Source organism: Bradyrhizobium agreste, assembly GCF_016031625.1.
GTDB lineage: Bacteria > Pseudomonadota > Alphaproteobacteria > Rhizobiales > Xanthobacteraceae > Bradyrhizobium > Bradyrhizobium agreste.
This window is the reverse complement of record NZ_JACCHP010000011.1, coordinates 253,122-266,542: the sequence shown is the minus strand read 5'-3', so window position 1 is coordinate 266,542 and position 13,421 is coordinate 253,122. Positions and strand designations below refer to the sequence as shown.

Here is a 13,421-nt window from a genome sequence, read left to right as displayed (position 1 = left end):
GGCGATGAACACGCGCAATATCAAGGTGATGAACCGCTTCGACGTCACCTCGCGGCTGATCGCGAAGCTGAAGCACGAGGAAGCCGTGATCGGCGGCATCGGCAACACCAATTTCGACCTGTGGGCCGCCGGTCATCGCCCGCAGAATTTCTACATGCTGGGCAGCATGGGGCTCGCCTTCCCGATCGCGCTCGGCGTGGCGCTGGCGCAGCCCGACCGCCGCGTCTTCGCGCTGGAAGGCGACGGCTCGCTCCTGATGCAACTCGGTGCGCTCTCGACGATTGCGGCTCTGAAGCCGAAGAACCTCACGATGATCGTGATGGACAACGGCATCTACCAAATCACCGGCGCGCAGCCGACGCCGGCAGCGAACGTTGCCGACATCGTCGCCATCGCCATCGGCTCCGGTCTCGCGAGCAGCGCCTGGGCCGCGGACGAGGAGGATTTCGAGCGTCTGGTCGACGACGCGATGGCTGCTTCCGAGCCGAGCCTGATCGCGGTCAGGATCGACGACAAGCCCGGTGTGGGCACCACCCGCCGCGACCCCGTGCAGATCCGGGAACGTTTCATGCATGGCCTCGGCGTGCGCGATCCGCTTTAACATTTTGTCATTAACTACACGGCGATCTGATACGAGCCTCGCGACAACCCGACCAAATTCGTGCTAAGCGACCCGGATGTCCATTTTCATTCGTACGTTTGCCTGGCTGCTCGCCGCTGCCGTTACGTTCGCCACCCTCGGTCCTCCCGGCCTTCGCCCCCATTCCGACCTCGGTCAGGACGGCGAACATGCGCTGGCCTTCGCCATGGTGGGGTTGGCCTTCGGCCTCGCCTATCCACGCCGGCGTCCGCTGATTGCAGCGGTCGCAGTCGTCCTGATCGGCGTGCTCGAGCTGATGCAATTTTGGGCACCCGGTCGCCATGCGCGGCTGGTGGATTTTCTGGTCGATGCTGCAACCGCCTGCCTCGGCTTTGCGCTCGCCGCCGCAGCTGATTGGCTGCTCTCGCACTTTCGCACCAGCTCCGCCGTGACAAGCGAAGGCCCCGCGGAGTGATGCTCCGCAGGGCCCTCCTCAGTACAGAGGATTGCGTCGATCAGTCGATGATCTTGACCACGCGGCGCGTGCGCGGCTCGACGATCACACGGCGATCGTTGACCACCGCATAGCGATATTCGGTGTAGTTCGGCACGGGCCGCAGCACCACGTTCGGAGGCAGCGGCTCGCCCACTACGACCCGCTCGTGGACCACGACCGAATCACTGCGCGGGATTCCCCCCAGCACTGCATTGGGGATCTCCAAGCCAGCACCGACCGCCGCACCGACGGTGCCGCCGACCATCGCACCGATCGGGCCGCCGACCTCGCCGCCCGCGCGCGCGCCTTCCGCGGCGCCTTGTGCAGTGGTGGATTGGGCAAAGGCTGCGCTCGACGCCAGCAGCGACGCGGCAGCCAACGTAATCGCAAGACGGGTTTTCATATCCTTACGTCTCCAGTGGTTGTTATGCGCCTTCAACCCGCGGGGCCGGAGCATTGTTCCAGTTCCCCTGCGACGAAAGATGCATCCCTCGAGAGTGTTACCGCGTAACAGTTCAGGCCGTGGCGATCTCGTGCCCCGCCATCAGCTCCAGCGCCCGCACCATCGCGGAGTGATCCCAGGCCTTGCCGCCATGTGCGGTGCAGGACGAGAACAATTGCTGCGCCACCGCTGTACTCGGCAGCGACAGGCCGAGTGCCCGTGCGCCTTCGAGCGCGAGATTGAGATCCTTCTGGTGTAGCTCGATGCGGAAGCCCGGATCGAAATTGCGCTTCACCATGCGCTCGCCATGCACCTCCAGAATTCGCGAGGAGGCGAAGCCGCCCATCAGCGCCTTGCGGACCAGGGCGGGATTCGCACCAGCCTTGGATGCGAACAACAGGGCCTCGCTCACAGCTTCGATGGTCAGCGCGACGATGATCTGGTTGGCAACCTTTGTCGTCTGGCCGTCGCCATTGGCGCCGACATGGGTGACGTTCTTGCCCATCTTGTCGAAGACCGGCTTCATGATGCCAAAGGCCCGCTCCGGCCCGCCGACCATGATCGTGAGGCTCGCAGCCTTTGCACCGACCTCACCGCCCGACACCGGGGCGTCGAGATAATCGGCGCCGAGCGCCTCGATCTTCCTGGCGAAGTCCTTCGTCGCCAGCGGCGAGATCGAACTCATGTCGACGACGATCTTGCCCTTGGAGATGCCGCTGGCCACGCCGTTCTTGCCGAACAGCACTGCCTGCACATCCGGCGTATCCGGCACCATGATGATGACCGCGTCCGCCTGCTCCGCGACCTCCCTGGCCGATCTGCAGGCGATGCCGCCCGCCGACATCAACTCCGGCGCAGTCGGCGCAACGTCATGCAGGAGCACGCGATGGCCCGCGGCCAGGAGGTGGCCGGCCATCGGCCGCCCCATGGTGCCAAGTCCGATGAAGCCGATGTCGATCATGTTCAGATGTCCTTACGTCTCAAAAGTCTGCGCGGCGTGCCAGGAGAGGCCTTCCAGCGTCGTGGTGCGCGGCTTGTATTCGCAGCCGATCCAGCCGCGATAGCCGATCGCATCGAGATGGCGGAACAGGAAGGGATAGTTGATCTCGCCGGTGCCGGGCTCATGGCGGCCGGGATTGTCGGCAAGCTGGATGTGGGCGATCTCCGGCAGACATTTCTGCATGGTGCGGGCGAGATCGCCCTCCATGATCTGCATGTGGTAGATGTCGTACTGGATGAAAAGGTTGTTCGACCTCACCTCCGAGATCAACTGCACCGCCTGCTCGGTGCCGTTGAGGAAGAAGCCGGGAATGTCGAGCGTGTTGATGGGCTCGACCAACAGCTTGATGTTCTCTCGCGCCAGCGTCGAAGCCGCAAAGCGCAAATTCCCGACCAGCGTCTCCCGAAGCTCGCGCGGATCGGCACCAACAGGCGCGATGCCGACGAGGCAGTTGAGCTGCTCGCAATCGAGCGCCTTGGCATAATCGATGGCGCGGAACACGCCGTCGCGGAATTCGGCGGTGCGGTCGGGCAGGATCGCGATGCCGCGCTCTCCGCCGGCCCAGTTGCCGGCGGGGAGATTGTGCAGCACCTGCGTCAGCCCGTGGGCCTCGAGCTGCTCGCGCAGCTGCGCCTTGTCGAAGTCATAGGGGAAGAGATATTCGACCCCGGCAAAGCCCGCCGCCTTCGCCGCCGCGAAGCGTTCGAGGAACGGCATCTCGTTGAAGAGCATGGTGAGGTTGGCGGCAAATTTCGGCATGATGCTTCTTCCCTATTCCGCCGGCTGCAGCACGCGCGGGGTCTCGACTTCGTCGAGCGGAAGGTCCAGCACCTCCTCAAATTCGACGATGTTGTCGATCTCCGTGCCCATGGCGATGTTGGTGACCCGTTCGAGGATGAACTCGACGACAACCGGCACGCGGTGCTTGGCCATCAATTCGCGCGCGGTCGCAAACGCTGCCTGCGTGTCCTTCGGATCGGTGACGCGGATGGCCTTGCAGCCGAGGCCTTCGGCGATCGCAACGTGGTCGACGCCGTAGGCGCCGATCTCCGGCGCGTTGATGTTCTCGAAGGAGAGCTGGACGTGATAGTCCATGTCGAAGCCGCGCTGGGCCTGCCGGATCAGGCCGAGATAGGAATTGTTCACGACAACGTGGATGTAGGGCAGATTGAACTGCGCGCCGACGGCGAGCTCCTCGATCAGGAACTGGAAGTCGTAGTCGCCGGACAGCGCGACGATCTCGCGGTCCGGACACGCGGCGCGCACGCCGAGCGCGGCCGGCAGCGTCCACCCGAGCGGTCCCGCCTGCCCGGCATTGATCCAGTTGCGGGGCTTGTAGACGCCGAGGAACTGCGCGCCGGCGATCTGCGACAGGCCGATCACGGTGACATAGGTGGTGTCGCGGCCGAACGCCTTGTTCATCTCATCATAGACGCGCTGCGGCTTGATCGGCACGTTGTCGAAATGACTCTTGCGCAGCATCGTCTTCTTGCGGTCGCGGCAGGCCGCGGGCCATGCCTGGCGCTCGCGGAGCCTGCCTGACCGCCGCCACTCCCTGGCGACGGCGACGAACAGTTCGAGTGCAGCCCTTGCGTCCGAGACGATGCCGAGATCCGGATTGAACACGCGCCCGATCTGCGTCGGCTCGATGTCGACGTGAACGAATTTGCGGCCCTTGGTGTAGGTCTCGACCGAGCCGGTGTGACGGTTGGCCCAGCGGTTGCCGATGCCGAGCACGAAGTCGGATTCCAGCAGCGTGGCGTTGCCGTAGCGGTGGCTGGTCTGGAGGCCGACCATGCCGGCCATCAGCACGTGATCGTCAGGGATCGCGCCCCAGCCCATCAGCGTCGGCACCACAGGCACGTTGGCAATCTCGGCGAACTCGACCAGCAGGTCCGATGCGTCCGCGTTGATGATGCCACCGCCTGCGACGATCAGCGGCCGCTCGGCGGCGTTGAGCATGTCCAGCGCCTTCTCGATCTGCTTGCGCGTCGCCGTGGGCTTGTAGACCGGCAATGGCTCATAGATCTCATCGTCGAACTCGATCTCGGCGAGCTGCACGTCGAGGGGCATGTCGATCAGCACTGGCCCTGGCCGACCTGAGCGCATCACATGAAAGGCCTGGCTGAACACGCGCGGCACCAGCGCCGGCTCGCGCACCGTCACCGCCCATTTTGTGACAGGCTTGGCAATCGACTCGATGTCGACCGCCTGGAAATCCTCCTTGTAGAGCCGCGCCCGCGGCGCCTGGCCGGTGATGCAGAGGATCGGGATGGAATCGGCGATCGCCGAATAGAGCCCGGTGATCATGTCGGTGCCCGCAGGCCCAGAGGTGCCGATGCAGACCCCGATATTGCCGGCCTTCGCTCGCGTATAGCCCTCCGCCATATGCGAAGCGCCCTCGACATGCCGCGCCAGGATGTGGCGGATCGAGCCGCGCTTCTTCAACGCCGAGTAAAGCGGATTGATCGCAGCGCCGGGAACCCCGAAGGCCGTCGAGATGCCTTCCTTCTCCAGGATACGCACGGCCGCATCGACAGCTCGCATCTTCGCCATATCGGACCTCGCTCAAATTGCATCAGCGAGCGAGATCATCAACTGCGCGGAAGCCGACCTCAACGAGACCGATTTTATTTTCCACGATGTGGCAACCGCGAGAAAATCGTAGACGTCTCAATCGGTTAGATCGACAGATGCGTGAAAGCGCCTCACTCGAACAGTGGCGCCAGCTCCATCTGCGGCACCAGCACGAGGCCCTTGTCGGTGATGCGAATTTCCGGAATGACCGATAGCGGAATCAAATTGAAGCCCATGTACGGGATGGTGCAGCCGGCCTCGGCCCATTCTTTCTTCAGTACCTTCACCTCTTCCGCCACTTCGGTAACACGCTTGTCCGACAGGAGTCCTGCGATCGGCAGCGGAACCAGCGCCCTCACCTCGCCGTCAGCGACGACGCAGACGCCGCCTTGCTGCTCCTTGATGGCGCCGATCGCGACTTGCATGTCGCCCTCGTTGGTGCCGGCGACGATGAGGTTGTGGCTGTCGTGACCGACGCTGGAAGCGACCGCGCCGCGCTTGAGGCCAAAATCCTTCAGCAGGCCATGGGCGACATTGCCGGCGGATTTGCCGTGACGCTCGACCACCGCGACGAAGCAGAGGCCATAGCGCGCGAGCAGCGAAGGCCAGTCCTTGGCCGGTTCGATCGCGACCTTGTCGTGGATCAGCGTGATGCCAGGCAGAGCGGTCTTGATCGCGTTGACGGTGCAAGGCTCGGCCGGCAATTCGGGCGTCAGCTTCATCGTCTGCGGCAGCTTGACGGTCGCATAGGCTGCCTTGGGATATTGGTAGCGCTGCGACAGCGCCTGATCGAGACGCGGCGTGATCTTGCCGTGCTCGACCACGAGCTCGCCGCCGTACCAGGTGCATTGCGGCTTGAGCTGATCGTCCATCAGCACGAGGTCGGCGCGACGGCCGCCACCGACCCCGCCAATGTCGCCCTCCATGCCGAAGCGGGTCGCGCCGTGCAGCGAGCCCATTGACCACGCCTGCTCCGGCGACATCCCTGCCTTCACGGCTTCGCGCACCACCCAGTCGAGACCGAACAGCAGGAGATCGTCGGCGTCACGGTCGTCCGTGCACACGGCAGTACGCTTGTGCGAGGCCCCGAGCTCTGTGATCGTCCGGATCGCTTGCGGCAGCGAATGCCAGGGCGTGGTCGGCGGGCCGCCGCGCAGAAACACCCAGACGCCGGCGTCGAGCAGGTCGTCTGCAATGTCACGGTCGATCGCCTCATGGGTGTCGGTCACACCGCTGGCCGCATAGGCCGCAACGAATTCGCGGCCGTAGACGTGGCCGGACACCGGACGGCCACGCTTCAATGCGGCAGCGAGGATGGCGTGGCTGCGTTCGTCGCCCATCGTGACAGGGACAAAGTCCATCTTCTCGCCGAGCGCCACCGCTTCGGGCCAGCGGTCGAACAGGCCGGCGATCTTGTCCGGCGTGAGGTCGCCGCCCGCCGTCTCCAACTCGGCCGACGTCGCTGGCACCGTGCTCGGCACCGTCAGGAAGATCGAGAGCGGCGCCTCGCGCGCGTCCTCCAGCATCGCCTCGACACCGGCGACGTCCATGACGTTGCCGATCTCGTGGCTGTCGCAGAAGATCGTCGTGGTACCGTTGAGCAGCGCGGCCTCGGCATAGGCGCAGGCTGTCACCATCGAGGATTCGATGTGAATGTGCGGATCGACGAGACCCGGCGCGATGATGCCGCCGGCGGCGTCGTAAAGCGGAACATCACTCCACGCTTTCTTCGCTGTACCGGCCGGTTTCACGGCCGCGATGCGGCCGCCGCTGATCCAGACCTCCCGTCCCGGAAGGATGCGTTCGGAATAAGTCGAGAGCACCCTCGCACCCGATATGACGAGATCTGGCGCGACGCGAACCGAGGCGACATCGGCAAGGCGCCGCGTCATGCTGTGCAGCGGCGCGACGGAGAAGCGGGTGAGTTTGGTCATCGGGGCTCTCGCAGAGATTGGACAGCCCAGCGATGGTTGCCCCCGACGCCGGCAGGAGCAACTCAAATAAAACGGCACCTCTGCTTACGCATTGGGCAAGAGCGCCGTGAGGAGTTCCGCTAATCCTCGTTCGCCTTGAACCGGCCGAGCCCCTTCAAGACGAAGGGCGCCACCAGCGCGATCAGCGCGATGCCGAGCAGCGTCGCGGAAATCGGGCTCTGCAGCAGCGTCAGGGGATCGCCGAGGCTAATCGCAAGCGCGCGGCGAAGCTGACTCTCGGCGATCGGGCCGAGGATTAGGCCGACAACGACCGGCGCGATTGGAAAATCGAACCGGCGCATCAGGAAGCCGAGCACGCCGAAGCCGGCGAGCATCGACAATTCCACCACCGATGGCTTTGCCGCGATGGTGCCCATGGTCGCGAACACGAGGATGCCGGCATAAAGCCAGGGCTGCGGGATCGCGAGCAGCCGCACCCACAGGCCGACCAGTGGCAGGTTGAGCACCAGCAGCATCATGTTGGCGATGAACAGGCTGGCGATCAGGCCCCACACCAGGTCAGGCCGCTCGGCGAACAGCAACGGGCCCGGATTGAGACCGTACTGCTGAAAGCCCGCCAGCATCATCGCGGCGGTCGCCGACGTCGGCAGGCCCAACGTCAGCAGCGGCACCAGCGTGCCGGCGGCCGACGCGTTGTTGGCGGCCTCAGGGCCGGCGACGCCTTCGATCGCGCCCTTGCCGAACTCTTCCGGATGTTTCGTAAGACGCTTCTCCGTCGAATAGGACAGGAAGGTCGGGATCTCCGCGCCGCCTGCGGGGAGCGCACCTATCGGGAAGCCAAACATGGTCCCGCGCAGCCAGGGCTTCCAAGAGCGCTTCCAGTCCTCCCTGGTCATCCACAGCGAGCCGCGCACCGGCTCCAGCTTCTCCTCGGTGTGGTGGCGGCGCGATGCGACATAGAGCGCCTCGCCCACCGCGAACAGGCCGACAGCAAGCGTCGTCACCTCGACGCCATCGAGCAGCTCGGGGACGCCGAACGCCAGCCGGGCCTGGCCGGTGAGCTTGTCGATGCCAATGAGGCCGAGCGTGAGACCGATGAACAGGCTGGTGAGGCCGCGGACCGGGGAATCGCCGAAGGTCGCCGACACCGTGACGAAGGCGACGCACATCAGTGCGAAGTAGTCTTCGGGGCCAAAGCGCACGGCGACATCGACCAGCCACGGCGCGAGGAACGCGAGACCGATGGTGGCGATGGTGCCGGCGACGAAGGAGCCGATTGCGGAGGTCGCGAGCGCCGGCCCGCCGCGGCCGGCCTTGGCCATCTTGTTGCCTTCGAGTGCGGTCGCCATCGAGGCGCTCTCGCCGGGCGTGTTGATCAGGATCGCGGTGGTCGAGCCACCATACATGCCGCCATAATAAATGCCGGCGAACATGATCAGCGAGCCCCCGGGATCGAGCTTGTAGGTCACCGGCAGCAGCAGCGCGACCGTCAGTGCCGGGCCGATGCCGGGCAGCACGCCCACGGCCGTGCCGAGGAACACGCCGATCAGCGCGTAAAGCAGGTTCATCGGCTGGACGGCGACCGCCATGCCGTGAGCCAGCGCGGCAAAGGTATCCATCACAGCAATCGCTCCAGCGGGCCGGCAGGCAGGCTCAGCGTCAGCAACCGGTCGAACGCGAGGTAAATGAGGGTCGACATCACGAGAGCGATGATGGCGTCGATGAGGATGGCACGGCGTCCGAAGGCCGCCGAGGTCGTCACGAATAGCGCCGCCGTCGCCAGGATGAAGCCGCCACCGAGACCGATGATGGCGATCAGCAGCGTAAGGCCGACGAGTATCAAGGCGACAGGCACAGGATCGGCGCTCTCACGCGCCGGTAGATTGCCGCGCAGCGCGTCGATGAAATTGCCGATCGCGAGCAGCGCAAGCCCGCTGGCGACGACGACCGGCATCGCCTCCGGCCCCATGCCGTACATCGCGGCAGATTGCAGGCCGCGCGCGTCCCAGACCAGCACGACGGCGAGCCCCGCAAGCAGTCCCGCGATGACGAGACCGGCGCGGTCGACGCGCCGCGGCGGCTGGACGAAATCGCCTGAGGTCATGACTTGACCAAGCCGACCGATTTCAGCACGTCGGTGACGCGGGCCGTTTCCTTTTTGAGGAACTCGGCGAAGGCGTCGCCGCTGAGATAAGCGTCCTCCCAGCCCTTCTGCTTGAGGATCTCCTTCCAGGCGTCAGACTTCACCATCTTCTCGACCGCATCGCTCAAGGTCTTGCGCTGCTCCGGCGTGATGCCGGGAGGCGCGACCACCGAGCGCCAATTGGCGATCACGAGATCGATGCCCTGCTCCTTGAAGGTGGGGATGTCGCTGCCTGCGATGCGCTTCTCGGAGGTCACGCCGATCGCGCGCAGCTTGCCGGACTTGATCTGTCCCTCATATTCGCTGAGTCCCGAAATGCCCGCGGTAACCTTGCCGCCGAGGATCGCCGCGAGCGACTCGCCGCCGCCGGAGAACGGGATGTAGTTGATCTTCTTGGCGTCGGCACCGACCGCACCGGCGAACAAGGCCGCCATCACGTGGTCGACGCCGCCGGCTGAGCCGCCGGCAAAGGTGACTTTGGCGATGTCCGCCTTCACCGCGGCGGCCAGGTCCTGCGCATTCTTGATCGGCGAATTGGCGGGAACCACGATCACCTGGATTTCCTCAGTGAGACGCGCGATCGGTGTCACCTGCTCCAGTGTCACCGGCGACTTGTTCATGGCGAGCGCGCCGACCATGACGAAGCCGTTGACCATCATCTGGTTGCCGTCGCCCTTGGCGCCGTTGACGAACTGCGCAATGCCGACGCTGCCGCCGGCGCCGGGAACGTTGGTGACCTGCACGCTGCGCGCGACGCCCGAAGCCACCAGCGCCTGCTGCATCGAGCGCGCCGTCTGGTCCCATCCCCCGCCCGGGGCCGCCGGCGCCATCAGCTTGAGCTCGAGCTGCTGGGCAAAGCCCGGATTGGCGGCCGCCGCCAGGGTGAACGCGACGGCTGCGCCGACGAGGCGCGCGGGAAATCGAAACATGAGGACGCTCTCCAGGCTCGTGCGGACCTTTGCCGCATCGTATCGTTTGGTCGCATATCAACCAAAACGCCGGGCCTGTCCAGTGACATGCCTCAGGGTTTTTTGGTCAGCGGGGCGCCGGGATCACCCCGCCGAGCGCGGCGGTCAGTTCGGCGGCGACTTCCCGGACGACCTGTCCGATCTCCGGCAGCCGTTCGTCGGTGATGCGACTGGTCATGCCGGATACGGAGATCGCGGCAAGCGGTTCGGCAAGCGCGTTGTATACCACCGCGGCGACGCAGCGCAGGCCGATCTGCGCCTCCTCATCGTCGACGGCAAAGCCCTGCCTGCGGATTTTCTCGAGCTCTCTGAACAGATCGCTCGGACGCACGATCGACTTCTCGGTCAGGCGAGGCATGCCATGATGGCGGATGACGGCGCCGACGTCCTCGTCTGAATAGGTTGCGAGCACCGCCTTGCCGACGCCGGAGGTCACCATGGGGACGCGGCCGCCGACCTTGGTCAGGGAGCGCATGATCTCGCGGCTCTCCATGCGGGTCAGCACGATGATGAACTCATCGTCGACGACGGCGAGATTGGCCGTCTCGCGGGTGAGATCGCGCAGCTTGCGCAAATATGGAATTGCCTGTGCGGAGAAATTGCGCCGACGCGCAAAGCTCGCGCCGACCGTGAAGCTGCGCACGCCGACATGCCATTTGGATTCGCCACGGTCGAACTGCACGAAGCGGCGGCTTTCGAGCGTTGCGAGCAACCGGTGCACGGTGGACGCCGACAGGCCGGTGCGGATCGCGAGGTCGCTGAGACGATAACCTTCGTCATCCTCGGCCAGCGTCTCGATGATCGACAGCGCGCGGTCGACCGATTGCACGCCACCGTCGCGGCCCTCGTGTTCCGCCTCCGCGGCCGATCTGGGCTCGAGCGATTTGCGCCGGATCACGTTCTTGCTCATCGCGACCTGCATTAGTTCCTTTTCCCTCTCCCCGCTTGCGGGGAGAGGGTCAGGGGCCTCCGCAGGGACGGTGGCAGTTAGACTCGCGGAAGCTCCCTCTCACCCGGAACTTGCTGCGCAAATTCCGGCCTCTCCCCGCAGGCGGGGAGAGGCGAAGGCAGGCTCAGAGCAACCCCGCGCCGCGGGCCCACTTGTACTTGGCGCCGAGCACCTCGACCGGCAGCTCGGTCGAGTAGGCGTAGGCCGGGATGCCGTTCTGGTAGAGATATTCGGCGGCTTCCTCGACCTCGACGTCACCGGCGAGAGAGGCGACCATCGGCTTCACAAAACCCTTGGCCTCCATCTCCTTCTTCACCTCGACCATGTTGCGCGCGAACACCATCGGCGGGGTGACGATGGTGTGCCAATAGCCGAGGATCAGCGCGTGGATGCGCTCATCCGACAGGCCGAGCTTCACGGTGTTGACGTAGGTAATCGGCGGCTCGCCGCCGGTGATATCCACGGGATTGCCGGCCGCGCCAAACGGCGGGATGAACTTGCGGAAGGCCGCATCCAGATCCGGCGGCATCGACATCAGCGACAGGCCGTTGTCGACGCAGGAGTCCGACAGCAGCACGCCCGAGCCGCCGGCACCGGTGATGATGAGCACGTTCTCGCCCTTCGGCGTCGGCAGCACCGGCACGCCGCGGGCGAATTCGAGCAGCTGGCGCAGTGAGCGGGCGCGGATCACGCCAGACTGCTTGAACACGTCCTCATAGATGCGGTCGTTGCCGGCGAGCGCGCCGGTGTGGGAGGACGCCGCCTTCGCGCCGGCCGAGGTCCGGCCCGCCTTGAGCACGACGACCGGCTTCTTCTTGGAGACGCGCTTGGCGGCTTCCGCGAAGGCGCGGCCGTCCTTGAGGTCCTCACAGTGCTGCGCGATCAGGTTGGTGTTCGGGTCCTGCTCGAAGAAGGCGAGCAGATCGTCCTCGTCGATGTCGGACTTGTTGCCGAGACCGACGATCGCCGAGACGCCCATTTTCGCCGAGCGCGAGAAGCCAATGATGGCCATGCCGATACCGCCCGATTGCGACGACAGCGCCGCGTGACCCTTGACGTCATAGGCGGTGCAGAAGGTCGCGCAGAGATTGGCGGGCGTATAATAGAAGCCGTAGATGTTCGGCCCCATCAGGCGGATGTCGTACTTCTTGCCGACCTCGACGATCTCGGCCTGCAGCTCCGGCGCGCCGGCTTCAGCGAAGCCCGACGGGATCAGCACCGCGCCCGGGATCTTCTTCTCGCCGCACTCGGTGAGCGCAGCGGCGACGAATTTCGCGGGGATCGCGAATACCGCGACGTCGATCACACCAGGCACATCCTTGACGCTCTTGTAGGCCTTGTAGCCGAGGATCTCGTCGGCCTTGGGATGGATCGGATAGATCTCGCCCTTGTAGCCGCCGTTGATGAGATTCTTCATCACGGAATTGCCGATCTTGCCGTCCTCCGCGGAGGCGCCGACCACGGCGACCGCCTTCGGCTGCATGATGCGGTTCATCGCTGCGACGATCTCTTCGGTCGGACGCGGCTTCGGCTTCGGCTTGTAGGCGAAGTCGACCACGATACGGACGTCGGCGGCCGTGGCATCCTTCGGTGTTGCGAACACCGGGTTGAGGTCGAGCTCGACGATCTCGGGGAAATCGGTGACCAGCTGCGAGACCTTGACGATGACATCGGCCAGCGCGTTGCGGTTCACCGGCTCGCCACCGCGCACGCCCTTGAGGATCTCGTGCGCCTGGATGCCGTCGAGCATCGAGAGCGCGTCTTCCCTGGTCGCGGGCGCAAGACGAAAGGTGATGTCCTTGAGCACCTCGACGAGAACGCCGCCGAGGCCGAAGGCGACCAGCTTGCCGAACGAGCCGTCGGTGATCGAGCCGACGATGACCTCGGTGCCGCCGGCCAGCATCTGCTGGACCTGGACGCCCTCGATCTTGGCATCAGCCTTATACTTTTTGGCATTGCCGAGAATGGTCTCGTAGGCCTTCTCGGCATCGTCGGCCGTCTTGAGGCCGACGATGACGCCGCCTGCCTCGGTCTTGTGGAGAATGTCCGGCGAGACGATCTTCATCACGACGGGGAAGCCCATGGACGACGCCATCTTGCCGGCCTCGCCCGCCGACTTGGCCACGCCCTCCTTCGGCACCGGAATGCCGTAGGCGTCGCAGACCAGCTTGCCTTCCGGGGCCGTCAGGCTGGTGCGGTTGTCCGCCTTGACCTGGTCAAGCACCTTGCGGACGGCATCTTTGGAATTGGACATGTGGCTTCTCCCTTGACCTGAGTTCGTTCTTTTCAAAGCGCGCGTGTGCTTGCGGCTGCCCGTGATGCTTGCCATCCG

12 protein-coding genes are annotated in these 13,421 nt (G+C 65.0%); 2 read left to right on the top strand and 10 right to left on the bottom strand.

The window, feature by feature from the left end:
* Positions 1 to 4 precede the first annotated feature (4 nt).
* On the top strand, positions 5 to 601 hold the full coding sequence (locus HZZ13_RS18210; RefSeq protein ID WP_197960916.1) for a thiamine pyrophosphate-dependent enzyme: 597 nt from the start codon (positions 5 to 7) through the stop codon (positions 599 to 601).
* A 76-nt stretch (positions 602 to 677) separates the two neighbouring features.
* Positions 678 to 1,055, top strand: coding sequence for a VanZ family protein (locus HZZ13_RS18205; RefSeq protein WP_197960915.1), 378 nt, complete (start codon positions 678 to 680; stop codon positions 1,053 to 1,055).
* A gap of 40 nt (positions 1,056 to 1,095) precedes the next feature.
* Here the strand turns inward: HZZ13_RS18205 and HZZ13_RS18200 are convergent, their stop codons facing one another.
* The 10 genes from HZZ13_RS18200 to HZZ13_RS18155 all read right to left on the bottom strand — a co-directional run bounded on the left by HZZ13_RS18200 (position 1,096) and on the right by HZZ13_RS18155 (position 13,343).
* Positions 1,096 to 1,479, bottom strand: coding sequence for a DUF1236 domain-containing protein (locus HZZ13_RS18200; RefSeq protein WP_197960914.1), 384 nt, complete (start codon positions 1,477 to 1,479; stop codon positions 1,096 to 1,098).
* A 112-nt stretch (positions 1,480 to 1,591) separates the two neighbouring features.
* On the bottom strand, positions 1,592 to 2,479 hold the full coding sequence (locus HZZ13_RS18195) for a 2-hydroxy-3-oxopropionate reductase (protein WP_197960913.1): 888 nt from the start codon (positions 2,477 to 2,479) through the stop codon (positions 1,592 to 1,594).
* A gap of 12 nt (positions 2,480 to 2,491) precedes the next feature.
* Positions 2,492 to 3,277: a hydroxypyruvate isomerase gene (gene hyi, locus HZZ13_RS18190; protein ID WP_197960912.1), complete on the bottom strand. Its 786-nt coding sequence runs from the start codon at positions 3,275 to 3,277 to the stop codon at positions 2,492 to 2,494.
* Between the two features lie 12 nt (positions 3,278 to 3,289).
* Positions 3,290 to 5,074, bottom strand: coding sequence for a glyoxylate carboligase (gene gcl / locus HZZ13_RS18185; RefSeq protein WP_197960911.1), 1,785 nt, complete (start codon positions 5,072 to 5,074; stop codon positions 3,290 to 3,292).
* A 152-nt stretch (positions 5,075 to 5,226) separates the two neighbouring features.
* Entirely contained in the window at positions 5,227 to 7,029 is a 1,803-nt protein-coding gene (locus HZZ13_RS18180) for an adenine deaminase (RefSeq protein WP_197960910.1), read from the bottom strand.
* 119 nt (positions 7,030 to 7,148) lie between these two features.
* A complete protein-coding gene (locus HZZ13_RS18175) occupies positions 7,149 to 8,648 on the bottom strand; it encodes a tripartite tricarboxylate transporter permease (protein WP_197960909.1) in 1,500 nt (499 codons plus the stop codon).
* The gene (locus tag HZZ13_RS18170; RefSeq protein ID WP_197960908.1) at positions 8,648 to 9,133 is read right to left on the bottom strand and encodes a tripartite tricarboxylate transporter TctB family protein; all 486 of its coding nucleotides are present in this window, start codon (positions 9,131 to 9,133) and stop codon (positions 8,648 to 8,650) included. Before HZZ13_RS18170 ends, HZZ13_RS18175 begins: the two co-directional genes overlap by 1 nt.
* Positions 9,130 to 10,101, bottom strand: coding sequence for a Bug family tripartite tricarboxylate transporter substrate binding protein (locus HZZ13_RS18165; protein WP_197960907.1), 972 nt, complete (start codon positions 10,099 to 10,101; stop codon positions 9,130 to 9,132). The genes HZZ13_RS18170 and HZZ13_RS18165 overlap by 4 nt, the downstream gene beginning before the upstream one ends.
* A gap of 106 nt (positions 10,102 to 10,207) precedes the next feature.
* The gene (locus HZZ13_RS18160; RefSeq protein ID WP_197960906.1) at positions 10,208 to 11,050 is read right to left on the bottom strand and encodes an IclR family transcriptional regulator; all 843 of its coding nucleotides are present in this window, start codon (positions 11,048 to 11,050) and stop codon (positions 10,208 to 10,210) included.
* Between the two features lie 163 nt (positions 11,051 to 11,213).
* The gene (locus HZZ13_RS18155; RefSeq protein ID WP_197960905.1) at positions 11,214 to 13,343 is read right to left on the bottom strand and encodes an acetate--CoA ligase family protein; all 2,130 of its coding nucleotides are present in this window, start codon (positions 13,341 to 13,343) and stop codon (positions 11,214 to 11,216) included.
* Positions 13,344 to 13,421 lie beyond the last annotated feature (78 nt).

Excerpts from the sequence above, each read along its gene's own strand:
- HZZ13_RS18210 (WP_197960916.1), top strand. The coding sequence starts at position 5 with ATGAACACGCGCAATATCAAGGTGATGAACCGCTTCGACGTCACCTCG.
- HZZ13_RS18205 (WP_197960915.1), top strand. The coding sequence starts at position 678 with ATGTCCATTTTCATTCGTACGTTTGCCTGGCTGCTCGCCGCTGCCGTT.
- HZZ13_RS18200 (WP_197960914.1), bottom strand. The coding sequence starts at position 1,479 with ATGAAAACCCGTCTTGCGATTACGTTGGCTGCCGCGTCGCTGCTGGCG.
- HZZ13_RS18195 (WP_197960913.1), bottom strand. The coding sequence starts at position 2,479 with ATGATCGACATCGGCTTCATCGGACTTGGCACCATGGGGCGGCCGATG.
- hyi (WP_197960912.1), bottom strand. The coding sequence starts at position 3,277 with ATGCCGAAATTTGCCGCCAACCTCACCATGCTCTTCAACGAGATGCCG.
- gcl (WP_197960911.1), bottom strand. The coding sequence starts at position 5,074 with ATGGCGAAGATGCGAGCTGTCGATGCGGCCGTGCGTATCCTGGAGAAG.
- HZZ13_RS18180 (WP_197960910.1), bottom strand. The coding sequence starts at position 7,029 with ATGACCAAACTCACCCGCTTCTCCGTCGCGCCGCTGCACAGCATGACG.
- HZZ13_RS18175 (WP_197960909.1), bottom strand. The coding sequence starts at position 8,648 with ATGGATACCTTTGCCGCGCTGGCTCACGGCATGGCGGTCGCCGTCCAG.
- HZZ13_RS18170 (WP_197960908.1), bottom strand. The coding sequence starts at position 9,133 with ATGACCTCAGGCGATTTCGTCCAGCCGCCGCGGCGCGTCGACCGCGCC.
- HZZ13_RS18165 (WP_197960907.1), bottom strand. The coding sequence starts at position 10,101 with ATGTTTCGATTTCCCGCGCGCCTCGTCGGCGCAGCCGTCGCGTTCACC.
- HZZ13_RS18160 (WP_197960906.1), bottom strand. The coding sequence starts at position 11,050 with ATGAGCAAGAACGTGATCCGGCGCAAATCGCTCGAGCCCAGATCGGCC.
- HZZ13_RS18155 (WP_197960905.1), bottom strand. The coding sequence starts at position 13,343 with ATGTCCAATTCCAAAGATGCCGTCCGCAAGGTGCTTGACCAGGTCAAG.